Source organism: Bradyrhizobium icense, from assembly GCF_001693385.1.
Classification (GTDB): domain Bacteria; phylum Pseudomonadota; class Alphaproteobacteria; order Rhizobiales; family Xanthobacteraceae; genus Bradyrhizobium; species Bradyrhizobium icense.
This window is the reverse complement of record NZ_CP016428.1, coordinates 4,429,701-4,452,553: the sequence shown is the minus strand read 5'-3', so window position 1 is coordinate 4,452,553 and position 22,853 is coordinate 4,429,701. Positions and strand designations below refer to the sequence as shown.

Annotated in this window: 31 protein-coding genes; 19 read left to right on the top strand and 12 right to left on the bottom strand. The window is 61.4% G+C overall.

Annotated features, from left to right (window positions below):
* Positions 1-2: 2 nt before the first annotated feature.
* Positions 3-2,012 carry an acetyl/propionyl/methylcrotonyl-CoA carboxylase subunit alpha gene (locus LMTR13_RS20980; protein ID WP_065729485.1) on the top strand — a complete coding sequence of 670 codons (2,010 nt, stop codon included), beginning with the start codon at positions 3-5 and terminating at the stop codon, positions 2,010-2,012.
* On the top strand, positions 2,009-2,917 hold the full coding sequence (locus tag LMTR13_RS20975; protein WP_065729484.1) for a hydroxymethylglutaryl-CoA lyase: 909 nt from the start codon (positions 2,009-2,011) through the stop codon (positions 2,915-2,917). Before LMTR13_RS20980 ends, LMTR13_RS20975 begins: the two co-directional genes overlap by 4 nt.
* Positions 2,918-2,922: 5 nt before the next feature.
* Here LMTR13_RS20975 and LMTR13_RS20970 read toward each other — a convergent pair whose 3' ends face one another.
* From LMTR13_RS20970 to LMTR13_RS20955, 4 genes are all read right to left on the bottom strand, one after another.
* Entirely contained in the window at positions 2,923-3,849 is a 927-nt protein-coding gene (locus tag LMTR13_RS20970) for a dihydrodipicolinate synthase family protein (protein ID WP_065729483.1), read from the bottom strand.
* Between the two features lie 73 nt (positions 3,850-3,922).
* Positions 3,923-4,906, bottom strand: a complete 984-nt coding sequence (locus tag LMTR13_RS20965; RefSeq protein WP_065729482.1) for a TRAP transporter substrate-binding protein — start codon at positions 4,904-4,906, stop codon at positions 3,923-3,925.
* 26 nt (positions 4,907-4,932) lie between these two features.
* Complete coding sequence (locus tag LMTR13_RS20960) at positions 4,933-6,198, bottom strand: TRAP transporter large permease (protein ID WP_065729481.1); 1,266 nt, start codon at positions 6,196-6,198, stop codon at positions 4,933-4,935.
* On the bottom strand, positions 6,198-6,821 hold the full coding sequence (locus LMTR13_RS20955; RefSeq protein WP_065729480.1) for a TRAP transporter small permease: 624 nt from the start codon (positions 6,819-6,821) through the stop codon (positions 6,198-6,200). The genes LMTR13_RS20960 and LMTR13_RS20955 overlap by 1 nt, the downstream gene beginning before the upstream one ends.
* A 174-nt stretch (positions 6,822-6,995) precedes the next feature.
* Between LMTR13_RS20955 and LMTR13_RS20950 the strand changes: the two genes are divergently transcribed.
* Together LMTR13_RS20950 and LMTR13_RS20945 are read left to right on the top strand one after the other, a co-directional pair.
* Complete coding sequence (locus tag LMTR13_RS20950) at positions 6,996-7,697, top strand: GntR family transcriptional regulator (RefSeq protein ID WP_065732854.1); 702 nt, start codon at positions 6,996-6,998, stop codon at positions 7,695-7,697.
* Positions 7,698-7,833: 136 nt separating this feature from the next.
* The gene (locus tag LMTR13_RS20945) at positions 7,834-8,076 is read left to right on the top strand and encodes a pentapeptide MXKDX repeat protein (protein WP_065732853.1); all 243 of its coding nucleotides are present in this window, start codon (positions 7,834-7,836) and stop codon (positions 8,074-8,076) included.
* A 118-nt stretch (positions 8,077-8,194) separates the two neighbouring features.
* Here LMTR13_RS20945 and LMTR13_RS20940 read toward each other — a convergent pair whose 3' ends face one another.
* Entirely contained in the window at positions 8,195-8,548 is a 354-nt protein-coding gene (locus LMTR13_RS20940) for a DUF6481 family protein (protein WP_065729479.1), read from the bottom strand.
* A 315-nt stretch (positions 8,549-8,863) separates the two neighbouring features.
* Positions 8,864-9,109, bottom strand: coding sequence for a hypothetical protein (locus LMTR13_RS20935; RefSeq protein WP_065729478.1), 246 nt, complete (start codon positions 9,107-9,109; stop codon positions 8,864-8,866).
* Positions 9,110-9,306: 197 nt separating this feature from the next.
* On the opposite strand from LMTR13_RS20935, the gene LMTR13_RS20930 reads away from it, so the two are divergent.
* Together LMTR13_RS20930 and LMTR13_RS20925 are read left to right on the top strand one after the other, a co-directional pair.
* A complete protein-coding gene (locus LMTR13_RS20930) occupies positions 9,307-9,558 on the top strand; it encodes a hypothetical protein (protein ID WP_065729477.1) in 252 nt (83 codons plus the stop codon).
* A gap of 44 nt (positions 9,559-9,602) precedes the next feature.
* The gene (locus tag LMTR13_RS20925) at positions 9,603-9,905 is read left to right on the top strand and encodes a hypothetical protein (RefSeq protein ID WP_065729476.1); all 303 of its coding nucleotides are present in this window, start codon (positions 9,603-9,605) and stop codon (positions 9,903-9,905) included.
* Positions 9,906-10,819: 914 nt separating this feature from the next.
* Here LMTR13_RS20925 and LMTR13_RS20920 read toward each other — a convergent pair.
* A complete protein-coding gene (locus LMTR13_RS20920; protein WP_156795706.1) occupies positions 10,820-11,236 on the bottom strand; it encodes a septal ring lytic transglycosylase RlpA family protein in 417 nt (138 codons plus the stop codon).
* A gap of 465 nt (positions 11,237-11,701) precedes the next feature.
* On the opposite strand from LMTR13_RS20920, the gene LMTR13_RS20915 reads away from it, so the two are divergent.
* Positions 11,702-12,037, top strand: a complete 336-nt coding sequence (locus LMTR13_RS20915; RefSeq protein ID WP_236843038.1) for an H-NS histone family protein — start codon at positions 11,702-11,704, stop codon at positions 12,035-12,037.
* Positions 12,038-12,232: 195 nt separating this feature from the next.
* Here the strand turns inward: LMTR13_RS20915 and LMTR13_RS40900 are convergent, their stop codons facing one another.
* On the bottom strand, positions 12,233-12,532 hold the full coding sequence (locus LMTR13_RS40900) for a hypothetical protein (RefSeq protein ID WP_156795705.1): 300 nt from the start codon (positions 12,530-12,532) through the stop codon (positions 12,233-12,235).
* 376 nt (positions 12,533-12,908) lie between these two features.
* Positions 12,909-13,160, bottom strand: a complete 252-nt coding sequence (locus LMTR13_RS43705; RefSeq protein WP_065729474.1) for a PilZ domain-containing protein — start codon at positions 13,158-13,160, stop codon at positions 12,909-12,911.
* A 260-nt stretch (positions 13,161-13,420) separates the two neighbouring features.
* Between LMTR13_RS43705 and LMTR13_RS20905 the strand changes: the two genes are divergently transcribed.
* Positions 13,421-13,696: a hypothetical protein gene (locus LMTR13_RS20905; RefSeq protein WP_065729473.1), complete on the top strand. Its 276-nt coding sequence runs from the start codon at positions 13,421-13,423 to the stop codon at positions 13,694-13,696.
* Positions 13,697-13,753: 57 nt separating this feature from the next.
* On the opposite strand, the gene LMTR13_RS20900 is transcribed toward LMTR13_RS20905, so the two are convergent.
* The 3 genes from LMTR13_RS20900 to LMTR13_RS20890 form a co-directional block, all read right to left on the bottom strand.
* Positions 13,754-14,035, bottom strand: coding sequence for a DUF3551 domain-containing protein (locus LMTR13_RS20900; RefSeq protein ID WP_065729472.1), 282 nt, complete (start codon positions 14,033-14,035; stop codon positions 13,754-13,756).
* 222 nt (positions 14,036-14,257) lie between these two features.
* A complete protein-coding gene (locus LMTR13_RS20895) occupies positions 14,258-14,515 on the bottom strand; it encodes a hypothetical protein (RefSeq protein ID WP_065729471.1) in 258 nt (85 codons plus the stop codon).
* A gap of 220 nt (positions 14,516-14,735) precedes the next feature.
* On the bottom strand, positions 14,736-15,944 hold the full coding sequence (locus tag LMTR13_RS20890) for a tyrosine-type recombinase/integrase (protein WP_065729470.1): 1,209 nt from the start codon (positions 15,942-15,944) through the stop codon (positions 14,736-14,738).
* Positions 15,945-15,954: 10 nt separating this feature from the next.
* On the opposite strand from LMTR13_RS20890, the gene LMTR13_RS20885 reads away from it, so the two are divergent.
* The 11 genes from LMTR13_RS20885 (at position 15,955) to LMTR13_RS20840 (ending at position 22,851) form a co-directional block, all read left to right on the top strand.
* The gene (locus tag LMTR13_RS20885) at positions 15,955-16,515 is read left to right on the top strand and encodes a hypothetical protein (protein WP_156795703.1); all 561 of its coding nucleotides are present in this window, start codon (positions 15,955-15,957) and stop codon (positions 16,513-16,515) included.
* A 59-nt stretch (positions 16,516-16,574) separates the two neighbouring features.
* Positions 16,575-16,775, top strand: a complete 201-nt coding sequence (locus LMTR13_RS20880; RefSeq protein ID WP_156795702.1) for a DNA-binding protein — start codon at positions 16,575-16,577, stop codon at positions 16,773-16,775.
* A 3-nt stretch (positions 16,776-16,778) separates the two neighbouring features.
* On the top strand, positions 16,779-17,003 hold the full coding sequence (locus LMTR13_RS40890; RefSeq protein WP_156795701.1) for a hypothetical protein: 225 nt from the start codon (positions 16,779-16,781) through the stop codon (positions 17,001-17,003).
* Positions 17,000-17,299 carry a hypothetical protein gene (locus LMTR13_RS20875; protein ID WP_156795700.1) on the top strand — a complete coding sequence of 100 codons (300 nt, stop codon included), beginning with the start codon at positions 17,000-17,002 and terminating at the stop codon, positions 17,297-17,299. The genes LMTR13_RS40890 and LMTR13_RS20875 overlap by 4 nt, the downstream gene beginning before the upstream one ends.
* Complete coding sequence (locus LMTR13_RS20870) at positions 17,296-18,330, top strand: AAA family ATPase (protein WP_065729466.1); 1,035 nt, start codon at positions 17,296-17,298, stop codon at positions 18,328-18,330. Before LMTR13_RS20875 ends, LMTR13_RS20870 begins: the two co-directional genes overlap by 4 nt.
* A gap of 7 nt (positions 18,331-18,337) precedes the next feature.
* Positions 18,338-19,108: a terminase small subunit-like protein gene (locus LMTR13_RS20865; RefSeq protein ID WP_156795699.1), complete on the top strand. Its 771-nt coding sequence runs from the start codon at positions 18,338-18,340 to the stop codon at positions 19,106-19,108.
* A 543-nt stretch (positions 19,109-19,651) separates the two neighbouring features.
* A complete protein-coding gene (locus LMTR13_RS20860; RefSeq protein WP_156795698.1) occupies positions 19,652-19,924 on the top strand; it encodes a hypothetical protein in 273 nt (90 codons plus the stop codon).
* Complete coding sequence (locus LMTR13_RS20855; protein WP_065729463.1) at positions 19,924-20,280, top strand: hypothetical protein; 357 nt, start codon at positions 19,924-19,926, stop codon at positions 20,278-20,280. The genes LMTR13_RS20860 and LMTR13_RS20855 overlap by 1 nt, the downstream gene beginning before the upstream one ends.
* Before the next feature lie 2 nt (positions 20,281-20,282).
* Positions 20,283-20,693: a hypothetical protein gene (locus LMTR13_RS20850; protein WP_156795697.1), complete on the top strand. Its 411-nt coding sequence runs from the start codon at positions 20,283-20,285 to the stop codon at positions 20,691-20,693.
* The gene (locus tag LMTR13_RS20845) at positions 20,693-21,673 is read left to right on the top strand and encodes a tail fiber protein (RefSeq protein WP_065729461.1); all 981 of its coding nucleotides are present in this window, start codon (positions 20,693-20,695) and stop codon (positions 21,671-21,673) included. The genes LMTR13_RS20850 and LMTR13_RS20845 overlap by 1 nt, the downstream gene beginning before the upstream one ends.
* Positions 21,673-22,851 (top strand): hypothetical protein, encoded by a 1,179-nt coding sequence (locus LMTR13_RS20840; RefSeq protein ID WP_065729460.1) that lies wholly within the window; start codon positions 21,673-21,675, stop codon positions 22,849-22,851. The genes LMTR13_RS20845 and LMTR13_RS20840 overlap by 1 nt, the downstream gene beginning before the upstream one ends.
* Positions 22,852-22,853 lie beyond the last annotated feature (2 nt).

Here is a 22,853-nt window from a genome sequence, read left to right as displayed (position 1 = left end):
CGATGGACCGCTCGAAACTTTACCGGCGTTTTCGCACGCTCCTGATCGCCAACCGCGGCGAGATCGCCTGCCGTGTGATCCGCTCCGCACGGGCCATGGGCCTGCGTACCGTCGCCGTCTACTCCGAGGCTGATCGTGATGCCATGCATGTCGCCATGGCCGACGAGGCCGTGCTGCTCGGGCCGGCGCGGGCGCGCGACAGCTATCTCAACGTCGAGCGCGTCATCGAAGCGGCGCGCCAGACCGGCGCCGAGGCGGTGCATCCCGGCTACGGCTTTCTGTCTGAAAATGCCGAGTTCGCGCAAGCCTGCCTGAATGCCGGGCTGGTGTTCGTGGGCCCCACGGCCGAGATGATGACGGCGATGGGCTCGAAGTCCGGCTCGAAAGCGCTGATGGAAAAGGCTGGCGTGCCATTGGTGCCCGGCTATCACGGCGAGGCGCAGGACGACGCGACGCTTGCGAAGGCCGCCGAGAAGATCGGTTTCCCCGTGCTGGTCAAGGCTTCCGCCGGCGGCGGCGGGCGCGGCATGCGGGTGGTGAATTCGGCCGGAGAGCTGGCGGCTGCGATCGTCAGCGCCAAGCGCGAAGCGAAGGCTGCGTTCGGTGACGACCGCATGCTGATCGAAAAATTCGTGCAAAACCCCCGGCATATCGAGGTGCAGATCATCGGCGACAGCCACGGCAATCTGCTCTCGCTCTGTGAGCGCGAATGCACGCTGCAGCGGCGGCACCAGAAGGTGATCGAGGAGGCGCCATCGCCGACGCTCGACGCCAGGCAACGCGAAGCGGTCTGCGCGGCCGCGCGCAAGGCAGCGGCTGCGGTCAACTATGTCGGCGCCGGCACCATCGAATTCGTCTCCGACGGCAAGGAGGTGTTCTTCATCGAAATGAACACCCGCCTGCAGGTCGAGCATCCCGTGACCGAGCTCATCACCGGCGTCGATCTGGTGGAATGGCAGTTGCGGGTGGCATTCGGCGAAAAGCTGCCGCTCAAGCAGGACGAGATCAAGCTGAACGGCCACGCCATCGAGGCACGGGTTTATGCCGAAAACCCGCAGAAGAATTTTATGCCTTCGGTTGGCCGGATCAGGACCTGGCGCACGCCCGAGGCGGTCGATGGCCTGCGGATCGACGCCGGCTATCGCGATGGCGATGCGGTGTCGCCATACTACGACGCCATGCTCGCCAAGGTCATTGCATGGGCGCCGACCCGTCAGGCAGCGATCGAGCGGCTGAACCGCGGGCTGGAAGAGACCGACGTCCGCGGCATCGTCACCAACATTCCGTTCCTGTCCGCGCTGGTGACGCACCCGCAGGTGCGCGCCAATACCATCGATACCGGCTTCATCGAGCGCGAGTTGAAGAAGCTGACGGAGTTCTCGGGAACGGCAGGGGATTTCGAGCTTTGTGCCGCGGTAGCGGCAATCGTTGTCGATGAGCAGAAGGCCGCGCGGAAGCAAGCGCATTCGCCCTGGCAGACGTTTGGCTGGATGCCGGTCGGCCAGCGGAAGCGGATGCTCTCGTTCCGTCAGGGGCAGGGCGCCGAACAGAAGGTGACGCTGCACTATGGCAATGGTCCGTCGAAACTTACCATCGGCAAGCACGAGTTCGTTTTCGCGACCTCGCCCGCGGAGGAAGGCAGCTTTGATCTGACAATCGAAGGCATAAAATCGCGCGTCACGGCCGTGATCGAAGGCCATGAGCTTTACCTCCGCACCCGGAACGGCCGCTTCGACCTGCATTGGGTCGATCCGTTCGGCGGCGAGACGGAGGAACTGGTCGGCGAGGACAAGATCGTGGCGCCGCTGCCCGGGACCGTGGTGGCGTTGCTGGCCGAGGAAGGCGCGACGCTGGAAAAGGGCGCGGCAATCCTGACGCTGGAAGTCATGAAGATGGAGCAGACCCTGCGCGCACCGTTTGCAGGCGTGTTGAAGAAGATCAGATGCAAGGTCGGTGATATCGTCGGCGAGGGCGTCGAACTCGCCGAGGTCGAACCGGCGGCTGTGTTATGAGCGACAGTGTTCACATCGTCGAGGTCGGCCCGCGCGACGGGCTGCAGAACGAAAAAACCCCGGTCAGCGTGGCTGACCGGATCGCGTTCGTCGAGGCGTTGATCGGCTCAGGGCTCAAGGCGGTCGAGGTTGGCGCCTTCGTGTCACCCAAGGCGATCCCGCAGATGGTCGGCTCGGCCGAAGTGTTGCGCGGCGTCAGCCATCATACGGATTGCGAACTGCCGGTGTTGGTGCCGAACGAAAAAGGCTACGAAGCTTCACAAGCCGCCGGCGCCAAGCTGATTGCAGTGTTCGCCGCTGCGTCGGAAGGTTTTTCACGCGCCAACATCAATTGCTCGATCGCGGAATCGATCGAGCGGTTCAAGCCGGTGCTGGTCCGCGCCAAGGCCGATGGCGTCCGGGTGCGCGGCTACATTTCCACCGTGCTCGGCTGCCCCTATGAGGGCGAAATCAAGCCACAGGCAGTGGTCGATGTCGCAAAAGTACTGTGGGATCTCGGCTGCTATGAAATCTCGCTCGGCGACACCATCGGTGTCGGCACGCCCTTGAAGGCGCGGCAGCTCTTGCGCGCGGTCGCCGGCCATGTGCCGATGGCCAATCTCGCCATGCATTTCCACGACACCTACGGCCAGGCGCTCGCCAATCTCTACGCCGGGATGGAAGAGGGCTGCCGCGTGATCGATTCCGCAGCCGGCGGTCTCGGCGGCTGTCCCTACGCCCCCGGCGCGACGGGCAACGTCGCGACGGAGGATGTGGTCTACATGCTCGAGGGTATGGGCATTGCGACCGGGGTCGACATGGCAAAGCTGGTCGCCGCGACCAATGTCGTCAGTGGGCTGATCGGCCGTCCGCCGGTCAGCCGGGTCGCGGCGGCATTGAATGCAAAGGCGCGGTCCGCGAAGTAGGCCGCCTACGCCGCCTTCAGGCCGACATTCGGCAGCGCCGGCCTGTTCTTCAGCGCCTTGGCCATGGTGGCCTCGACCTCTGCCTTCTCGTGCGGCAGCAGCGCCAGCCGAGGCGGACGTGTCAGCGCAGTCCCCCGGCCCATGATGTGCTCGCAAAGCTTGATGCACTGGACGAGATCCGGACGCGCATCGAGGTGCAACAGCGGCATGAACCATTCGTAGAGCGGCATCGCCTCGGCATAGCGTCCTGCTTTGGCGAGGCGAAACAGCGTCTCGCCTTCGCGCGGGAAGGCGTTCGACATGCCGGAGACCCAGCCGACGGCGCCCATCGCCACGCTCTCGACAATGACGTCGTCGAGGCCGGCGAACAGCACAAAGCGGTCGCCGACCATGTTGCGGGTGTCGATGAACCGCCGTGTGTCGCCGGAAGAATCCTTGAAGCAGACGACGGTTTCGACATCGGCGAGCGAGGCCAGAATGTCCGGCGTCACGTCGTTCTTGTAGATCGGCGGATTGTTGTAGAGCATGACCGGCAGGTCGGTCGCGCTCGCAACCGCGCGGAAGTGCGCGGCGGTCTCATGCGGCTTGGACGAATAGACCAGCGCCGGCATCACCATCACGCCGTCGATGCCGACGCGTGCCGCTTCCCTGGCGGTTTCGACGGCAAAGGCGGTCGTGAACTCCGCAATGCCGCACAACACGGGCACGCGGCCGGCGGCGACCGATCTGGCCGCCTCCATGATGGCGATCTTTTCCTTGCGCTCCAGCGAAGTGTTCTCGCCGACGGACCCGCAGACGATCAATCCGGAAACGCCGTCGCGGATCAAACCATCCATGACCTTCGCGGTCGCATCGATATTGAGCGAGAGGTCGTCATTGAATTGCGTGGTGACGGCCGGGAAGACGCCTTCCCAGGAAATACGTGGGCTCATTGTTGGCTCCATTGGGATTGTCCCGGCGGATTGACGCATCCGCCGGGCTTTGGCTTGAAGACGATGGGTGGGATCAGAGCGTCGCGCCGACTTTTCGCAGTTCGGCGAGGACGGGGGCCTTGGGCAGCCAGATCTTGTCGAACTCGGCAATGACCGCTTCGGTATCGCCGGCCGGGACCTGGCGGATCGGGATCGGCGCGTTCTTGAAGTTCTCGATCAGCTTCGGCTCATTGCCGGCCAATTCATCGATTTGCGCGTCGAGCGTGGACTTGACGGTTTTGGTGATCAGCTCCCGGTCGGCTGCCGGCAGCGATTGCCAGACGCGGCCGGAGACGATGGCTGCCATTGGCATGAAGACGGCGTTCATCTGCAGGATGACCTTTGAGACCTTGTCGAAGCGCTGGTTCCAGGAGAACTCCAGATCCGCCTCGAGGCCGTCGACCTGGCCGTTCGCCATCGCATCGAACACCTGGGGCGTGGGGATCGGTGTCGGTGCTGCGCCCAGCGACGAATAGAAATCGCGGTAGACCGGCGTCGGGTTGATGCGCAGCTTCATGCCCTTGATATCGGGCAGACCAGTCAAATCCTTCGACGAGAAGATGGCACGCATGCCGGTGATGCCCCAGCCGAGGCCGATCGTGCCGGTTTCCTGCGGCAGCACCTCGAACAGCTTGATCGCGGCCGGATGCCGGACGAACTTTGCGACCGATGGCGTCGAGCGGACGATGTAGGGCGCGTTGATCGCCGCGATATGCGGCACGCGCGAGCCGAGCTCGGCCGCCTGGATGAAGCCCATGTCGAGCGCGCCCGACTGCAATTGCTGCATCATGGCCGGCTCGTTGCCGAGCTGGCCGGAGTGGAAGACCGTCATGGTCAGGCGGCCATTGGTCGCTGCCTTGAGGTCGTCGCCGAGTTTTAGCGCTGCCTTGTTCCAGGAATGGCCATTGGGCGTAATCAGGCCGAGGCGGAATTCCTTGGCTTGCGCCAGCGCCAGCGACGGCGCGAACAGCGGCACGGCCGCGCTGGCGGCAAGGAAGCGGCGACGTGAAAGCGACATGACAATGCTCCTTAAGGGGTTTGGACCTACTTGATGAGGACGAGGGAAAGGGAGGGATAAATCGAGAGCAGCACCAGCAGGATGCAGGAGATGCCGAACAGCGGCAGCGTCACCATGAACATCTTGCCGGGCTTGGCGCCGGTGACGGCGGCGGCAACGAAGAAGCAGAGACCGACCGGAGGCGACAGCAATCCAAGCACCAGGTTGATCACCACGACCACGCCGAACTGACGCGGGTCGATATGATAGACCTCGGTCGCGACCGGCAGCAGGATCGGCACCGTCATGATCAGGCCGGGAATGCCGTCGATGACCGTGCCGATCACCAGCAGGATCACGTTGCAAAGCAGCATGAAGCTGACGGGATCCTTGGCGACCGACTGGATCCATGCGGCGGTCTCCTGCGGCACCTTGCCGAACACCAGCACCCAGGAGAACACGGCCGCCGCCGCGACCAGGAACAGCACGATGGCCGAGTAGATCCCCGCGCGCAGCATCATCTGTGGGAGCTGCGAAAACCTGAACTCCTTGGTCCAGAATTTTCCGACGAGAGCGGCGGCTACTGCGCCGACGGCCGCGGACTCCGTTGCGTTGGCGAGTCCACCGAGAATGCTGCCAACGATGACGATAGGGATTAACAACGTCGGCGACGTCCGCAGGATCGTCGCGACCCGCTGCCGCGGCGTCTGATAGTCGGCCTTGGGATAGTTGTAGATGTACCCCATCAGGGCGATGACGATGCAGAACATTACCGTCAGGATCACGCCCGGCACGATGCCGGCAATCAGCATGTCGCTGACCGATACTTGCGCCAGCACGCTGTAGACGACGAACATCACTGACGGTGGAATGATCGGCCCGAGCATGCCGCCATAGGCGGTTAGCCCAGCCGCAAAGGTCTTGTCGTAGCCCTTCTTCTCCATCTCCGGCACCATGATCTGCGCCATGATCGCGACCTGCGCGGTCGCGGAGCCGAGGATGGAGGAGATGAACATGTTGGCGAGGATGTTGACGTAGGCGAGTCCGCCCTTCAGCGAGCCGACAAAGGCCATCGCCATGTCGACGATGCGCCGCGTAATGCCGCCCCCGTTCATGATTTCGCCGATCAGGATGAACAGCGGGATGGCGATCAGGCCGTAACTGTCGACGCCGCCGAAAAGCTGCAGCGGGTAGGACTGAAACAGAACCGGATTGCCTGACGCGATGATGTAGACGAACCCGGCAAGGCAGAGGCAGAGGCCGATCGGTACCCCGACCAGCATGATCGCGATGAAGGCGGCTGACGTGATCACTAGTTGACCCCGTCGAGCTCGGAGAGCTGAAAGCCTTTGGGCGGTGTCCGTGGCACCAGTTCGAGATCTTCGAGCAGGTTTGCCAGGCCATGAATGGTCATGGAGACCGCGAAGATCGGCAGCGTCAGATAGAGCACCCAGGTCGGCCAGTTCAGCGTTTGGGTGCGCTCGGTGTAGAGGAAATTGAACGTCTCGGCGGCAAGCTTGCGCGCGTCGAAGCCGGCGCGGGCAAGCCCGATCGGATCCATCCAGAGGAAGCAGGTGATGATCAGCGCCACGCCGAACACGACGACCATGCCCGTCGCGACGATCCTCGCGAACTTCTGATTCCGCGCCGAGAGTCGCTCGGTCATCATGGTGACGGCGAAATCGAGCCTGAGCCGCGTCATCGCAGAGGCGCCGATAAAGGTCAGCCAGACCACGCAATAGACCGCCGATTCATCGATCCAGTAGATCGGGAAGTGCGAATAGCGGGTGACGACGTTCACCATGATCAGAGCCGTCAGCAGATACATCAGTCCCATCAAGGCGATGCGCTCGAAAGCGAGCAGGAGACTCGAAGCCCTGACAACGACCCCCCGGGCGCTGAGCGCCGGCGCATCCGCAATCGCCTGCTCGATCATAAAGAGTCCCGCTACCCATCAAGATTTCTCGTGCCATTCGAAATTGTATAATTTATACAATCTTGTCAAATGGAGATTGTGGGGCGCTTCGGCTTTTGCTGGGGCGGGACCACGTCAACGTGCGAAACAGGGCCGCCTCGATCCGAAAGGCCGGCGATGACGACGGAAGATCAGATGAAAGTCCCTCTGAAGCACCGGACGCTGTCGGCTGCGATCGTCGACCAGCTCAGGCAGTCCATTCTCGACGGGACTTATCCGGCCGGCTCACAACTGCGGCAGGATGCGCTGGGTGAGGCCTACGGCGTCAGCCGCATTCCGGTGCGCGAAGCGCTGTTTCAGCTCGAGGCGGAGGGGCTGGTGCGCATCGTCCCGCAAAAGGGCGCGATCGTTTCGGAGTTGTCGCTGGACGAAATCAACGACGTGTTCGATCTCCGAGGGATCATGGAGCCGCGACTCTTGGCCCAGTCGGCGCCGCATTTTACGGAACGAGACTTTGCCGCGCTGGACGACATCCAGAAGCGGTTTGAGAAGGCGATCCAGGCGGGCAACATCAGCGAGTGGGGCCAGCTCAATGCTGATTTCCATATGGCGCTGTATGTTCACGCGCGGCGGCCGCGTACCAAGGCGATCGTGGTGGCGCTCTTGCAAACCAGCGATCGCTACACGCGCCTGCAGCTCTCAAATACGAAAGCGATGGGGAAGGCCGAAAAAGAACACGCGCACCTGATCGAACTGTGTCGGATGCGGGAGACCGAGAAGGCCTGCCGGTTTCTGGAGCAGCATATAGAGGCGGTGCGAACCGACCTGTTGCAGGTGGTGGGGGGCATATCCGATGCGACGGCCGACTTTGGCGCTCGCGGAGCGTCAGCCCCTTGAATTGCCGCTTCAACTAACCGTGAGAATTGCTGAACTCTGGGGTGTTGTCGGTAACAAACCCGGTCGCGCCATCGTCGTTGGGGAAGCGGCAGACGTCGCTTTCGAGAAGCCAACCCAAACCAAGGACGCCCATCCCATGACCACCACCACGACCCGTATCGGCCTCTGCCTTTCTGCCGCGCTCGTTTCGCTCGGCCTCGCGTTCGCGCCGGCTGCCTTCGCTCAGGACAAAATGGGCAAAGGCGACGGCATGAAGAAGGAGTCCATGTCCAAGGACGCCATGAAGAAGGAGGACGGGATGATGAAGAAGGACGGCATGAAGCACGACGGGATGATGAAGGACGGCATGAAAAAAGAAGACGGCATGAAGAAAAACTGAGCCGCACCGTCGTTCCGGGGTGAAGGACCGGGCCCAGAATCTCGAGATTCCGGGTCCGGTGCTAACGCACCATCCCGGAATGACGAGAGCGCGCCAGAATCGAACGCGGATCGCAGGCCTACTTCTTCTTGCCCTTGGTCTTGCGCGCGGCGTAACGCGCGTCGCGCTTGGCCTTTTGTTCAGCCTCGAGCGCCGCCTGCCTAGCGGCCTCTTCTTCCTTCTCGCGCGCGATTCTCGCGGCTTCCGCCGCGGCGGCCTCGGCCTCGCGACGTTTCTGTTCGGCCTTTTCGGCTTCCTTGGCCTCTCTCGCCTTGGCGCGGGCGGCGGCTATGGCCTCGCGCTCGGCCTGGCGGCGCTTCACCTCGGGATCGTCGGGTCCCGGCTGGGCGCGAAACTTGTTCAGGATGTTCTGCCGCGCCTGCATCGCGGCCTTCTGGCGGTCCGCGAAGTTAGGTTCCTTGAATCCACTCATAAAGGAGGCCTTGTCGCTTTCACTCTTGGGGTTGGGCGCGCCACGCGCGCGGGATGGCGCCTAGGTAAGTGAACCCGAGGCAAAATGCCAGCGTCGAAAAGGGGCGGGTAGAGCAGGGGAGGCTTGCGTGAGCAGCAAATGGCCCAAATTGATGCCGATGAGCGGGATCACGTCGGCCGGTCGCTTCACGGGATGGCAACGGCGACCGAAGCCCGCCCGGGGCGTTGGCGGTCCTTCAATATGGGCTTCGCGCCTGTGCGCTGAGCGGGTTGGTTGGCTCGCTGGTGATGCTGCTTCGGAGAAGTGATCGCTTTTCTAGAAATTATCCCGACGTCCCCTCGGCCCGAGGACGCGTGCAACCGTCATCGCCGTCATCGCTACGCGATCCGCGATCCGCTGCGCCTCCAGCCTGTCGCGGGCCTTTTCCCTGATCATGATCTCGATCAGCTCGAGCCGCTTGGTCTCGTCGACCGCTTCCGCCAGCAATTGCTTGTAGCGGTGGTAGTCGTAGCTCGCTTCCTGCTTGCCGGAATCCTGTTTGCCCGCTTCCTGCTCGTCCATTGCACGCTCCGCACACGCGCTCGCCCCGAACGTGCAGTGTCGATCAAGGGTTGCGCGCGCGCAACGGATTTACGTGAGTTATACCCATTTCCGCATCCATCGGGCTCGCGCACAAACCCGTGTAGTGTGAAGCCGTTCACAGGCACCGCGGCGGGGCGATCCTATTTTCCGGGCTTCCGAAACAGGGAGCGACCGCCATGCCGCACAATTGGTGGAACCGCAAAAGCCTCGTTCTCGCCGCCGCCGCCATCGCGTTGCTGGCCTGCGCCATCGGTTTCTTTCCGTTCGGCCTGTCTACGCCAGAGCCGGTCTTGAGCGCAGCGCTTGGTCCGGACTGGCAGTGCAGCCGGGTGGCTTTCGTTTTCACGACCTGCAGCCGGGTCAAGCATAGCCGGTCCACGCCCGTCCGCCTCGCCAAATTCCCGGTGTGCGGACGGCTGCGGACGTAATAGGATCGGGCTGGAAACGGAGCAGGCCGAAACTGGAGTTTTCCATGCAAAAGCCGTCTCGTCTTGTGCTGGCCGCGTCGGCGGCGGCTCTCGTACTCCTGCCGGCCGTCGCGCTGGCGCAGGGCACGCCGGGTGGCGGCACCGCCGCAACGGGAACGTCTTCCCCCGCCGCGCCGGAAGCCGCCGCGGCCGAAAAGGAGAAGGCGGCGCCGAAGAAAAGGAAACCGGCCAAGATGACCCGGCAGCAGGAGATCGACCGTTCGATCGACCGCGGCACGGTGCCCGCGCGTTACCGGAGCTCGGTACCGAAAGAGTACCATCAGTATATTCCATTCGATAAGCGGTAGGCGCGGGCAAATGCCTGCGCTTGTCGTAGCTCGCCGCAGATCTCGCCTTTAGAGCGGGACGTAATGCAGCGAATCGCCAGCCGAATATCGCTTCGTTATCCGCGCTGCCGCATTTGCTGATCAATTTGTCACACAGAACCGCGCGGCGCCCGCTCACCGTACTCGTACGGATTGGCTGTGCACGAAACGCCGATCTATAACGCCGTCGCTTGCAGCGGGGGGCAGGGCGTTCGTTCATCACGACGGGCGCTACCACTGGAGGCCACGAGGCCCGGACTCCTAGGCACTCCGGGCCTCGTCTACTCCATATCGCCGCGGCCGAGCCGCATCCGCCGCCTGCCGCGCTCCACCGGCACCATTCCATCGCAAAACGGAAGCGCGGCACGTTCGTCGGCATGCGCTGCCGCGATCAAAGCGATCCGAAAAATTGCCGGATGATCGGCCCGGAGCCCTTAACCCAGCAGGCGGTAGATGATGCTGGTCGATGCACCGGCCAGGCAGAACGCCAGCGCCATACACACCAGCGTCTCGTCGCGATCGAATTCGGGTGGTGGCAGGCTCAAGGTGGCCCTCGGGCTCGACGGGTTCAAATTCATAAGACGGGAAAACGTGCAGGAGGCGTTACGTTTCCTCACGCGAGGTCATTCAGGCCCGTTTTCACGTCGTTTCGGTTCCCCGGAAGCCCGAAAGTGCTGATACGAGCAATCTGTGTTCTCGACAAAATCGTTATGTTTCAATGGCTTTTTAAAGTTCCCTTAAATCATAAATGAGTTCCTGTTCAGGCCGCACCGCCGCGCGGCCCGAATAGCCGGGTGCCGCTCCTATCACCTACCCCAGGGAGACGAGCGCTCGGCTATTGTGGGCACACCAAGGACCCAGTTTCGACGACAGCTTGGGGGTGAATTGCATAGCGACTACTCATATCCGGCGCGGCGCACGGTGACGCGGCACAGGCCATCGCAGCCGATCTGGCGCGCAGCGCCGAGCGAGAAGTCGAGAACCCGGCCGCGGGCGTAGGGGCCGCGGTCCTGCACAGGGCAGCGGATTTTCTTGCCGTTCTCGAGATTGGTTACGACGAAGATCGTGCCGAACGCCTCGGTGCGGTGCGCGCAGGAGACCTCGTTGGCCTTGAAGCGCTTGCCGCGCGCGTCCCACTTGCCTTCCCAGTAAACGGAAGCTTCCTGATCGTCCGCCGGCGGCCGGGCGATCCGTCCCATCCATTTTTCCTGAAATGTGTCCGCGCACACAGCCGACGAGGTCAGCACCAGCGAAAGCGCCGCGAGCTGCAGCTTGGAAGCACCGCGGCCTGCGCGGTGGCGATACCCTGCCATGACGTCAACATTCTGTTGCGGGACGGGCTCGCGCCCGCCGGGGGGTTCCAGACGCAGGTTCCGTCTCGACTTTGGCGTCGGCGTGGCGGGGATGGGGCGGCATTGCGCCGAGTTGGAATCCGGATCTGTCGTCGCGTGATCCGGCGATGCGCTTTGCTTCTCGCCGCGCGCCTTGCGGGAGATTTGCGAGATCAAACGCGCAAATCAATCGATCGAAGCAGTTGCGATTAGGGAACCGTCAATGAGAGGCCATTAGTTTCACATCATTGCGGGGCTCTGCGCCTGAATCAATCAAAAGTTGTGAAGCGGCGAAAGGAAATTTGGTGCACCTTCAAGTAGTTTCCGTTATGCTTGCTTGAAGTAAACGATGCAAATCGTGTGGAACTTTTCGGCCTGAAGGAGGTTCTGAATAGGCCTTATTCTGCTCATGTTTTGCTATCAACGATGACAACTATCGAATCATGATTGGGGACGGTCGTGAACCGGAATGACTTCAAATCAATGTCCACGGATGAGCTGTGGGCACTCCACGAAGAGGTAGCCGCAAGGCTTGCAACTTCCCTGCTGGCAGAGAAGCGCATTCTCGAAGATCGCTTGAAACAACTCAAGGGCGTCGTCGAAGCTGAGCGCACGAAATCATCGACAGGGCGGCGTCCATATCCAACGGTCGTTCCGAAATTCCGGAATCCCGATCGGCCGTCCGAGACGTGGGCAGGACGAGGGAAGACGCCTCGCTGGCTCGCTGCAAAACTGAAGTCCGGCAAGCGGATCGATGATTTCCGAATTAGGAAGGTAGCGTAGGCAGGGCTTGGTGTAGGCAGGCTTGCAGCCATTCGGTGACGACGCGTCTGCGGGCCGATCCAAGAGGCGGCTTCCTGAAGACTTCGGACGTCGCTCTTTTCGGCTGCGAGCGCCAGTTCTTGTTCAATTTGGGACTGCCGGACTTGAGACTCCTTCAGGCTCTCCGGCACCATCTTCCGTGACGCCGATCTGTGCTCAGATGCTGGCGTCGCGGTCTCCGTTCACCTTGCTTTCTTTCAGCTTGCCCTGGCGCTCCCTATCGAGCGTCGTTTCAATACGCGTCTCCAGGGCTCTGACAATTCCCACCCGCGCGAACAGCATGGGTCCGCGATCTTCGGCGGCATCAATGAGCATCTGGATGGCAAGCCGCCATTCCTGACGGTCACGTTCGGGGAGAGGAAGGGTCCTGATATAGCTGGCGGCGTCTCGCAATGTTTGTGCTGGCGGCCCTTTCGGGAGCGGCACAGGCTGAGCGAACGGACGATCCCAGGACATGTTCGAACTCCCGTCACAGATTCCAAACAACCCGAGCGTGGACGATATGCGAAGGCGGCGCACCCCGGCGGAGGGCTGGCAGCAGGAGATTCGACGCGGAGCCTCGCTGTTGGTTCCATTCTCCAGGTGTTTTTGCTCCAGGTGTTTTGCTCCAGGTGTTTTGCTTCAGGTGTTTTGCTTCAGGTGTTTTGCTTCAGGTGGTTTGCGCGCTGCGAACCAGCTTGAACGGCCCTCCAGGGTTCCCGGCCAACAGAGGCGCCTTTGCCCTCCCATCCTGGCTGGAGAGTTGATTGCGGGCGACGGTGGCCTTGAGCGAGTTGGCTTGAGCCGCCCGCGTCAGCGCAGCGGCTCCGGGGTGGCGCTTGTCGCGGATCGATCAGTTTTGAAACGCAACGCCGACGAAATCGCCTTGCCGCCAGATCACGCGGCATTCGCGAACGTTGTGAAAATTGTCGAAGGTCAATTCGAAATTCAGGGGCAGCAGATTGAGGTCGTGAAGTTCAATTCCAGCCCCGGAATTCGTGACATCCTGAACGCGGCAGGTGAAAACACCGCGCTGCGCGTCAAAGAACAGCAACGCGTTTTTCGAAATCGTCGTCCTTGCGACAGACCGGCGTTCGAATTCCATTCTCGGCCACCAACGGTTCACGAGCCCTGGCGAGCAGAGGTTACCGAATTGTCCCTGGGCGGCAATCAGGTTCGGTATTTTTCGTAAACAATCAATTTTAATGATCGCATAAAGTCGCAATCAACGGCGGAATTGCCGTCCGTCGGATTGCCGCAGTTGCGGCTTCAACACAGTGCCCGCTGTTCCACTCGCGGAACTCGCTATCGGGCTTGATGCGTCGGCAAAAGCCATGCCCTCTCTCATGTGCAGAGGGGAATCAGATGAGCTTACGTTGGATGTGCGTGCTGGCGCTGTGTCTGGGAACACCAAGCGCCGGGTTTGCGGGTGAACAATCCGGTGTCTTGCGTCGAATTTCGTGTCCGGTCGTGCGCTACTACGTGGCGAAATACAGTGCGCCCGCCGCAGAGCACTGGGCGCGAAGCAAGGGCGCGAGCGATGCCGAGATCAATGCGGCGCGGCGCTGCCTGCAGCCCGATACGACGCGAACGGCAAAGGCACCACGAAGGCCGCTGGCGCTCGGCAGCTACGGCTGGTGAACAGAGTGGCGAGGTGGGAGCCGCGCCGAGCGCCGCTCCGTCGAAGCGAACCGGTTCTCAATAGGACTGGTACCGCTTCTGGCGCTTGCCGCGCCCGGCATTCGGCCCGCCGTAGTATGGATTAACGACGCATTGCGCGGAGCGGCCCGATGCCGACGCCTGGCACTGCGCCATCGTTCGATAGTGGCACTCGAAATAGTAGTCCACGAAGCCCTGGTAGACCTGGAGGCAAACGGGGTAGCTCGGATCGTAGGTCTGGGCGCGGGCGGATGCGGGTAGGGCTATCGTCGCGGCCAAAATCAGAGCTATTGCCGTGGCAGATGCGTGCGGCAGTTTCATCCTGATATCCTCCCAGCCTTCCTCGCAGAATTATTGCGGTCCCCTCCGCACGACAGAACACCAGCGATCCGAGCTTGTTCCAACAGGCCGCAAGTAGCCCGCATGGACGCAGCGAGATGCGGGGTAAAACAAGCGAAAATGCGGGATGTCGCGGAGCCTGCCATCGGGCGCGCATGCGCGATCCGTTGCCTCATCCGGCGACGCTTGCCACGAGGCCGCCGTTCAGACCTCCCAGTCCTGAAATCCGTACTCGCGATAGATGACGGCGCGATCGGCGTGAGGATTCAGCCGGCACTTGGCCTGGGCGAGATGCAGGTTGATGGTCCCGGGCTGACAATTGGCCGCCAGAATTTTGCGGATATCGTCCATCTGCTGGCGCGACTGTTGGGTCGGCTCGAGCTGTTCGAGCGCGACCAGCGCCGTCGCCAGCGCTTCCGTGACGACCCACTCGTCGTGGCCGGTGATTCCCTTCTTTGGCATGACGTCCGCATCCTTTGTCAGGGCAACGGAAGCAATTCCCAGGCTGGCATCATAAGCCGATATCTAAACCGAGACGAGAATGAAGTCGAAATTGCGGAAAAGCTCGAAATGGTAGTGGCGATCCCGGCAGGATTCGAACCTGCAACCCGCGGAGTAGAAATCCTTTGGATGCTGAATCCCATCAATGGCTTAGCCCTCCCGTGTTGCCGAGGTGTTGCTTTCAGGCGCCGAGCAGGCGGTTTTGCAGGGTTTCGGCTGCCCGCTGATCCGCTTCGGCATCCGCGAACAGATGGCCGTAAACGTCAAACGTCACCTTAATCGAACTATGCCCCATGAGGCGCTGTATTTGCTTTGGGTTATGCCCGTTCTCGATCCACAGGGAAGCGCAGGCGTGGCGTAGCGAGTGCATGCCGTACTTTCCGACCATGACCACCTTGGGCTCTCCAGACTTGTCGAGAACCGGGTTACCGGCAGTATCCAGAACGGGACGGTTCTCGGCCAGACCGGCCGCGATCAGGATCGGCTCCAGGCCGCGCTCGAGAACGTTCGAATGGCTCTCCACCTTGCCAAGCCCGTTCGGGAACGCGAGCTCCAGAACCTCCACCGGCTTGCCGGCCGCATCCTTCTTGCCGGTGTCGCGCTTGGGGCAAACCAGCTTCCATTCGCGAAGCGTGTTGATCACGATCGGAGGGCAGGGAATCGAGCGATAGGCGGCCCTAGATTTGAGCTTGCCGATCCGGTGGGAGGCGTCCGCCCGCTGGGTGAGGTTCAGTTGCTTGGCCTCGAAATCGATATCTGCCCATCGGAGGCCCCGCAGCTCGCTGGCCCGCAGCCCGCAGAAGATCGCGACAAGGATAACCGGTCGCCAGCGGCCAGTCGCAGCATTGATTATCGCCTGTAGCTCCGCCTTGCTCGGGATAACGGGGCGGGGATCCTCCCGATCGGGCAAGTCCAGTTCGATGCCGGACGTCGGCGACGTGTTGGCGAGGCCGCGCCGGCGGGCCTCCTTGAAGATGCTGCCGAGCGAGCGCACCACTCGCTTGATCATTTCGGCCGATCGTCCGTTCTCGCGGAGCTGGTCGGCGAAGGCGTTGACGGCCGGAACGGTTATTTCGGAAAGCTTCCTCGCCCCGATGAACGGGACGATATGCAGGTCGACGTGTTCCTCGTACCCCTTCACGGTCATGGGCTCCAGGCGCTTCTCGCCGCACCGTTTGATCCACAGCGCTGCCGCATCCTTCACGGTCGGGGATATGCTGCCGGGCGTGTGAGTGCCGCGGGCGACATCGTGGCGGGCCTCGACCAGCCAGGCTTCCGCCTCCGCCTTCCTCTCGAACATCTTGAAGCGGCGCTTGCCGGCCCCGTCCATATAACCAGCCTGCCAGCGGATCAGGCCGGACGGCAACTTGCGCTTTCGAACGGTAGCCATGGAATCCCCCTTGAAGCGGCCGGTAATCGCCGGAAGCATTCAACATCAATTCGCAACGCTTGACAAGCACGTAAAACGCATTATGTTAGGAATTATGATGATGGAAAGCTATTCGCTAGGCGACTTGGTCAACATTACCGGCGCAAAACGCCGGTCTATCCAGCTGTGGGCGGATGCCGGGGTGATACAGGCAGAGCGGGGGACAGAGCGTGCAGGTACCGGCACGCATCGACGTTTCTCCCGACGCGAAGCCATTGTTGCTTGTGTAATTCATCCGTTTGCAGAGCGGCAAATCTCAATCGGCGAATTACTGTCGATCTCTGCAATCATTCGGGCCTCTTTGCTTACTACTCCTGAGCAATTTGAGCTTGCCATCGCTGGAGGGCACGAAACCATCTTTGCATATGAGGGGCGCCTCATGAGGGGGAAAGCTAACTGGCCGGCAGACGCCCCCGAGTGGTCCTATACCTACACGATCGGCCAGCGCGAGACCTTTGCTAAGCGCGACACTACCTGGCCAGACGTTGTGATGGCGATTCGGCTCGAAACCTATCTTTCGAAGCTCCAGTAAAAATTTTGTCCGTGTAAGTGCGTAATGCGTACTTAGTGCAATCATCGGAAACGGAGATCATGGATAACATCGCAGACGACCTCCTAGAAGGGATCAAATCAATCAGCCGCTTCACCGGCATTGCCGAGCGGCGAGCCTTCTATCTCGCCGAGAAGGGCGAGTTGTACGGCGTGTTCAAGCAGGGTGGCCGCTGGGTTGGCCTCAAGAGCAAGATTCGCGAGGGCTACCAGAAGCGTGCGAGCGGTCTGGAGGTAGCTTGAGGCATGTCCGAAATTGAAAAGGGGCAGCCCGAGGGCCGCCCCAATCCGAAAGCTGTTGTCTACCACGACGCTACGGAATCTATAGCACCGCCGACCGATATTCAAGCTTCAGATGCACTTGCGCGCCAAGTGTTTGGCCGCGGCTTCATTGTCGTGCGCGAGTCGATCGGCGGTCGTTTCCGCAAGCGCGTGCCCTGCCGCATCCGTTCCTGGAGGGCGCCAGCTTGAAACATGTCACCATTTGCGAAACGGACGACGTTACGGCGGCAATGCGTGACGCGCGCCGCAATGTCGCAATCGCGAAGCTGAGCCAATTCGAGATCGAGGCCGCCTTGCTGGGCGGCATGGCTCGCCAATTCGAGATCGAGGCCGCCTTGCTGGGCGGCATGGCTCAACGCAACCCGCACCGCAAGCGGGAGGTGGTCGATTGTCTCTATGAAATCGCCACGGCCAATAGCCTGTTGAGCGCTCACGGCGGCGCCCTCATTGAAGACCTGATTGCGGTCGGAATGGAGGCGCGATGACGTTCTCCCTGTTGCGCGATGACGGTATGGCCGTTGTTCAAAACGATGGGCCGGGCGCTTCGCTCGTCCCCAGGTTCAAGCGGACCAACACCAACGATTTGATGGCAAAGACGTTCGCGCCATTGAAGGCGATAGTTCCCGGCTATCTCTACGGTGGCTTTACCGTGCTCGCTGGCAGACAGAAGCTTGGAAAGACATGGCTGGGGATCGATTGGTCCCTGGCTGTGGCAACCGGCGGGGTTGCTATGGGCTCGATAGATTGCCAGCCGGGCGATGTTCTTTACATCGACATGGAGAACGGCGATCGGCGCATTCAGGCGCGGATACGATCATTATTCCCCCATGACCAGACCTTGCCGGACCTTTCCCGGCTCGATTGGGTGACCGAAGCGCCGTCGCTGGATCAAGGCTTTATCGACAGGCTGGAGCATTGGCGGACGTCCGTCAAAGACCCGCGCCTCGTCGTCATTGACGTTCTCCAGCGCATCAAGCCACCCGGCAACAAAAATCAGAACGCCTATGAAAGCGACTATTCGACCTGGGCGCCGTTGCAGGCATGGGCAACTAAGCACGGAGTTTGTGTGCTGGGCCTGCATCACACCAAGAAGGGAGGCGCCGAAGATCCCCTCGAAGCCCTCTCAGGTTCTAACGGTTTGTCGGCTTGTGCAGACACGACGGTGGTTCTGGACCAGAAGGCGGACGGGCGGACGCTGTATGTCCGAGGCCGCGACGTCGAAGAGCAGGAGACGGCGGTTATGTTCACCGCGGGCGCCTGGTCGATCCTGGGCCGAGCGTCTGAGGTTCGTCGATCGGATGAGCGATCTGTTATCCTTGGCGCGCTGGCCGATAACAGCGAGCCAATGACGCCGCTGGAAATCTCCGATGCCACGGGTCAACCGCGCAATAATACCCGCGCTTTGCTGCGAAAAATGGTCAAAGCGGGCCAAATCCAGAAAATCGGCAAGTGTTACTGGACCGAACCGGCGTACCCCGATCACAGCGGTAACAGCGGTAACAGCGAGGATGACTAGCACCACAATGACCACGCAATCGACGTACACAATTGAGCTGGGCAATTCGATTTGCGAGCGGATGGCGGAGGGCGAGAGCCTGACCCAAATCTGCAGGGGCGACGAAATGCCGAACCGGGTGACGGTGTATCGTTGGCTCGAAGGAAACAAAGATTTCCGCGAGCAATACGCCAGAGCCCGCGAAGCGATGATGGACTTTTACGCGGACCTCATTCGAGAGATCGCGTTTGACGAGTCCGGCGATATCGTCCTTGAGCAAAAGGGCGACAAGACGGTGGCGGTTGCCAATCACGCCAAGGTGCAGCGTGATAAGCTGAAGGTGGACACGCTCAAATGGACCATGAGCAAGCTGTTCGGCCGGCAGTACGGTGACAAGGCGAACGCAGCCGCACTAGATGCCCCGCCGTCTGACATGGTGATCAGATGGCAGCGGCCGGAAGATGTGATCGACGCACCGACGCGGATCGAGCGCGTTATCGTTGATCCCAAAGTTTCCGACCTGATGGCATCGATTGATGGCCGAACCCGCTCGGCATATCCCGAGGGGCAGACCAAAGCCCCAGAGACGCCAGTACAGCAGCCGCCCGCCCAACTGACCCACAATCCAACCCCACCACCTGCAGACCTCTCACCGAGGCTGTGGAGCGCTATGGGCCGTGTGTCAGACCTCATAGAGCAGATATGCCCAAGCGATGAGGCTGAATCCGTCCCGGAAGAGATATTCGGGAAGATCGAAACATTCCTGAGAGCGCATTATTTGGGGAGCGCGGCTGCTTAATCAAACTATCAGATTGATAGCTTGAACGCGTGAGACGAACGCAACGACTACGCGCGCGCGAGGGCTCGTCTGTTACCGCTGTTACCGGTGTTATCTCTGTTACTTCTGTTATCGCTGTTATCGGGTTTTAGACTCTGCAGCGGCAGAGACAGCGAGGTAAGCAAGGCCGCTCTGAGAGGCCAATATCTGGCCCAACAGATACAAAATCCGCTCGCACCTCTTAGAAATCAAAGGCTTGAGTCCTTTGTCTTGAGTCCTTTGTGTTGCGCTGGTGTTGCTCCGGCCTCGTTTTATGCGCTGCTTTTGGGAGCGCTTCGCAATACCTCGCAGATGTTGTCAATCCGAGTGAATGATCCTGTGCGTCGTTTGCACTACATCTGCCGTAGCACAAACGAACGGGTTTTCTGATGACGGAAGATGGATTGGGCGAGCTTGTCCGAATGCTCCAGGCGCACACGCCACTTGCGCAGCTTTCGAACATGGAAGCGCGGGCGGTATTCGAGCTGATGCAGCAGCGCGGCTACAAGATCACGGAGCAGACCGATGTCTGACCAGCACCTAGAAGAGTTGATCCGGCAATGTCAGACGGCAACGCCGCTGCAGCGCCTCAACGGCACCGAGGCCAGAGCCGTATTCAACTGGCTGATTGACGGCGGCCATATGACCCGCACCGGCAAGAGCCTGGAGAGGCCACGCGCCGCCCCTCGCATCGAGGCCTACACCAAGGACGGCGCCCCGATCTATGGCGCTGGCGCCGACTTCCGCAGGCATGACACGGTAACGATGCCGCCGGTTGAAGCGGGGCGGGCCACCTGATGGCCGCTCTTAGCAACCTCGTTAACATCACAGCGCGCCTTGCGGACATCTCCGCGGCGAGCACGGCCTATGTCGCCTCTCCGGTCACTGGCAAGCTGTACAGCGCTTCTAGCTGCCTCCAGGGCGGTATCACCGGCAGCGATTGCACCTGGAGCATGACAATCAACGGCGTGGCCGTCGCTAACAGCACCGTGACGGTTACCGCGTCGGGCTCCGCTGCCGGCGACGTGGACTCAATCGACTTCGGACAGTTCGACCCGCCGCTAGTCAACAAGGGCGACACCCTGGGCTTTGTCTCTGCCGGGGAGTCCTCAACCACCGCTGCGGCGCAGTTCTCTGCCGTGGTCAGGGTTTAGCAATGACCGATCGACCTATCCAAGTCCGCTTCCCCTCCAGGGCCGCACAAATGGTCGCTGAGGCGGCTGCCAAGCGAGGCGGCCTAACGAGTCAGTACATTCGCCAAGCTGTCTATGGGGCTCTCCGCGCCGATGGGTACGAACCTACGGCCATCCCTGCCAACGGCAACGCGGACGGCGCCGGCCCCGACTCCTGGGCGCTCGTTGACGGTAGCAACAACGTCCTAGGTTTTGGGAAGTTCGACGCCAAGCCCGCCGATGACGACCGCGGCACCTGGCTTCCGATGATCTATGCCGACGCCGCACCCTTCGATCCCGACAAGCATTACCGCTTGGCGCCTGATCAGCCCTTTGTCGAGGGCAACAAGGTCATTCGCCGCTACCCCGTGATCGACAAGGGCGAGGCGGTCTAATGGCGCTTCTGTTCTACAAATGGTCGAAGACGGCCGCTTCAAACGGAACGGCGGATGCACAGGCGCAGTGGCCTGAGGGCATGGCCCCCTCTTCCGTGAACGACAGTGCGAGAGCCATGATGGCATCTGCCGCGGGATGGCGGGATGATATCAGCGGCACGATTACCACGGGCGGGACGAGCACGGCGCTCACCGTGACCAGCAATCAGGTATTCGACTCCCTGGCGAATATGAATGGAGCGATGCTCGCGTTTGTGCCCCATGCCACGAACGGCGCAACGGTCACGCTCAACGTTGACGGCCTGGGCGCGAAACCCTTGCGTTCGGCGCCCTCCGTGGAATTGCAGGCAGGCACGATTATTCAGGGCACGCCCTACGTTGCGACTTACAACAATTCGGATGCGGTTTGGTATCTCCAGAACTTCTACGGCAATCCGTACAATGTTCCGCTTGGCGCAGGTATGGATTACTGGCTACCCACTGCGCCTAACAGCTCGTTCGTTTTCCCGATCGGGCAGGCGATCAGCCGCACGACTTACGCGACCTTGTTCGCGGCGATGGGCACGACCTACGGCACCGGAGACGGCACCACCACGTTCAATCTGCCGGACAAGCGCGGGCGCGTGTCGGCAGCTCTTGACGCTAGCGCCGGCCGCTTAACGGACGCGGTTTCTGGTTTCGGTGACGGTTTGGGCGAGGCGGGCGGGAGTCAATCCAAGACACTCGTTACCGCTAACCTGCCAGCCTATACCCCGTCCGGCACGATCTCCAATGGCGCGATCAGCATTAGCCATAACGCTGCGGCTTTCCCAAATACCACAACTGGTGGCGGTGGATTCCAAGCGGGCGGCGGGAGCGCGTCTATCAGTGCATCGCAGTCTGCATCAACATTCACTGGTAATGCTCAGGGCGGTACGAGCTCGGCTTTTGGAATCGTGCAGCCCACGATTGTCTGCAACTACATTTTGAGGATCATTTGATGTCGGAAGCTGAAGCTTCTCGCGACGACGCCGGCCGGTTCACCAAAGGCGCTGCCAACCTCACTGGCGAGGCCGCGGCCAACGCCAGCATGGGCTACACGACTAGAGAGGATCCGGTTGAGAAGGGCCCCGAGGACGCCAAGGAGCTGGCGGCATCTATCGCCGAGCTTCGCGGCGAACCTGAGGTGCCCGAAGCAGCCGAAGAACCCGTTGAGCAAGATCCGGACGCGCCGAAAGAGGCTCTAACCCAGCGCCAGCTTGTCGACGAGCTTGCCGATCGGCGCTTGATGCACGAGATTGACGTCGAGCGGCGGGGCCACGAGGAAGTTGCAGCGTGGGCCGACAGCCTGCGAGAGCACATTCTAGGGACAGAAAAGCCGGCTGCAATCGAGCCGGTAGAGCCGGCAGCTAAGGAAGCGGAGGCTGCCCCGACCGAGCCAACCAGCGGCCTCGATCCCAAGCTCGAGGAAGCGCTGAAGCACCCGCAGGTGAGGGAAGCTGTTGAAGCCGAGCTGAAAACCGCCAGTCAGAGCCGCGAAGCCTACACGGCCGGCCTGGAAAATGCCCGGGTGTACGCGCTTGCATCACTGGGCGAGGTGGTTCCGCACCTTGCGGGCTTGCCCCCGCTGCAATTCGAGCAGGGACTAGCCGTTTTATCGCAAATCGATCCGCCGGCTTTCCAGTCGGCAATGAACATTCTTGGCCGCGTGCATGCCATCACGCAGGCGCAGCAGCAGCACCAGCAACAGCGCTCCTACGCTGAGCATCAGGACCTTCGGACTTTCAAGGCCGCAGAGGATGCCAAGCTGGCGGAGAGCCTGGGCGCTGAGCGCGGCCTTGTGCAGCAGTACCAGTCCAAGGTTGAGCCGTATCTCAAGAGCTTGGGCATGAGGCCTGACGAGATGCAGGCGCTGGCGAACGATCGGACGGTGAACAGCGCGCTGGGCCAGCGTGTTTTGCTGGATGCCATGCGCTATCGCGAAATCATGAACGCCCCAAAGTCTTTCCCAGCTCGGGACATTCCGTCCGTGCAGCGGCCGGGCGTATCAGCATCATCCGCTGAGCGGCAGGCGAGCAGTCTGAACGCCAAGACGGCGAGGGCGAGAGCTAACATCGATAGCGGCCGGGGCGGAGCTAAAGACCTTGGATCGCTCATTGCCTCGATGAGAAGGGCCTAAGC

What these genes read in the sequence shown, in the direction of transcription:
- LMTR13_RS20905 (WP_065729473.1), top strand. Translation starts at nt 13,421, where the DNA reads ATGAGCTTACGTTGGATGTGCGTGCTGGCGCTGTGTCTGGGAACACCA.
- LMTR13_RS20930 (WP_065729477.1), top strand. Translation starts at nt 9,307, where the DNA reads ATGCCGCACAATTGGTGGAACCGCAAAAGCCTCGTTCTCGCCGCCGCC.
- LMTR13_RS40900 (WP_156795705.1), bottom strand. Translation starts at nt 12,532, where the DNA reads ATGTCCTGGGATCGTCCGTTCGCTCAGCCTGTGCCGCTCCCGAAAGGG.
- LMTR13_RS20855 (WP_065729463.1), top strand. Translation starts at nt 19,924, where the DNA reads ATGGCCGCTCTTAGCAACCTCGTTAACATCACAGCGCGCCTTGCGGAC.
- LMTR13_RS43705 (WP_065729474.1), bottom strand. Translation starts at nt 13,160, where the DNA reads ATGGAATTCGAACGCCGGTCTGTCGCAAGGACGACGATTTCGAAAAAC.
- LMTR13_RS20900 (WP_065729472.1), bottom strand. Translation starts at nt 14,035, where the DNA reads ATGAAACTGCCGCACGCATCTGCCACGGCAATAGCTCTGATTTTGGCC.
- LMTR13_RS20920 (WP_156795706.1), bottom strand. Translation starts at nt 11,236, where the DNA reads ATGGCAGGGTATCGCCACCGCGCAGGCCGCGGTGCTTCCAAGCTGCAG.
- LMTR13_RS20955 (WP_065729480.1), bottom strand. Translation starts at nt 6,821, where the DNA reads ATGATCGAGCAGGCGATTGCGGATGCGCCGGCGCTCAGCGCCCGGGGG.
- LMTR13_RS20950 (WP_065732854.1), top strand. Translation starts at nt 6,996, where the DNA reads ATGAAAGTCCCTCTGAAGCACCGGACGCTGTCGGCTGCGATCGTCGAC.
- LMTR13_RS20860 (WP_156795698.1), top strand. Translation starts at nt 19,652, where the DNA reads ATGTCTGACCAGCACCTAGAAGAGTTGATCCGGCAATGTCAGACGGCA.
- LMTR13_RS20940 (WP_065729479.1), bottom strand. Translation starts at nt 8,548, where the DNA reads ATGAGTGGATTCAAGGAACCTAACTTCGCGGACCGCCAGAAGGCCGCG.
- LMTR13_RS20880 (WP_156795702.1), top strand. Translation starts at nt 16,575, where the DNA reads ATGGATAACATCGCAGACGACCTCCTAGAAGGGATCAAATCAATCAGC.
- LMTR13_RS20850 (WP_156795697.1), top strand. Translation starts at nt 20,283, where the DNA reads ATGACCGATCGACCTATCCAAGTCCGCTTCCCCTCCAGGGCCGCACAA.
- LMTR13_RS20970 (WP_065729483.1), bottom strand. Translation starts at nt 3,849, where the DNA reads ATGAGCCCACGTATTTCCTGGGAAGGCGTCTTCCCGGCCGTCACCACG.
- LMTR13_RS20840 (WP_065729460.1), top strand. Translation starts at nt 21,673, where the DNA reads ATGTCGGAAGCTGAAGCTTCTCGCGACGACGCCGGCCGGTTCACCAAA.
- LMTR13_RS20890 (WP_065729470.1), bottom strand. Translation starts at nt 15,944, where the DNA reads ATGGCTACCGTTCGAAAGCGCAAGTTGCCGTCCGGCCTGATCCGCTGG.
- LMTR13_RS20965 (WP_065729482.1), bottom strand. Translation starts at nt 4,906, where the DNA reads ATGTCGCTTTCACGTCGCCGCTTCCTTGCCGCCAGCGCGGCCGTGCCG.
- LMTR13_RS20870 (WP_065729466.1), top strand. Translation starts at nt 17,296, where the DNA reads ATGACGTTCTCCCTGTTGCGCGATGACGGTATGGCCGTTGTTCAAAAC.
- LMTR13_RS20865 (WP_156795699.1), top strand. Translation starts at nt 18,338, where the DNA reads ATGACCACGCAATCGACGTACACAATTGAGCTGGGCAATTCGATTTGC.
- LMTR13_RS20925 (WP_065729476.1), top strand. Translation starts at nt 9,603, where the DNA reads ATGCAAAAGCCGTCTCGTCTTGTGCTGGCCGCGTCGGCGGCGGCTCTC.
- LMTR13_RS20895 (WP_065729471.1), bottom strand. Translation starts at nt 14,515, where the DNA reads ATGCCAAAGAAGGGAATCACCGGCCACGACGAGTGGGTCGTCACGGAA.
- LMTR13_RS20945 (WP_065732853.1), top strand. Translation starts at nt 7,834, where the DNA reads ATGACCACCACCACGACCCGTATCGGCCTCTGCCTTTCTGCCGCGCTC.
- LMTR13_RS20935 (WP_065729478.1), bottom strand. Translation starts at nt 9,109, where the DNA reads ATGGACGAGCAGGAAGCGGGCAAACAGGATTCCGGCAAGCAGGAAGCG.
- LMTR13_RS40890 (WP_156795701.1), top strand. Translation starts at nt 16,779, where the DNA reads ATGTCCGAAATTGAAAAGGGGCAGCCCGAGGGCCGCCCCAATCCGAAA.
- LMTR13_RS20845 (WP_065729461.1), top strand. Translation starts at nt 20,693, where the DNA reads ATGGCGCTTCTGTTCTACAAATGGTCGAAGACGGCCGCTTCAAACGGA.
- LMTR13_RS20980 (WP_065729485.1), top strand. Translation starts at nt 3, where the DNA reads ATGGACCGCTCGAAACTTTACCGGCGTTTTCGCACGCTCCTGATCGCC.
- LMTR13_RS20975 (WP_065729484.1), top strand. Translation starts at nt 2,009, where the DNA reads ATGAGCGACAGTGTTCACATCGTCGAGGTCGGCCCGCGCGACGGGCTG.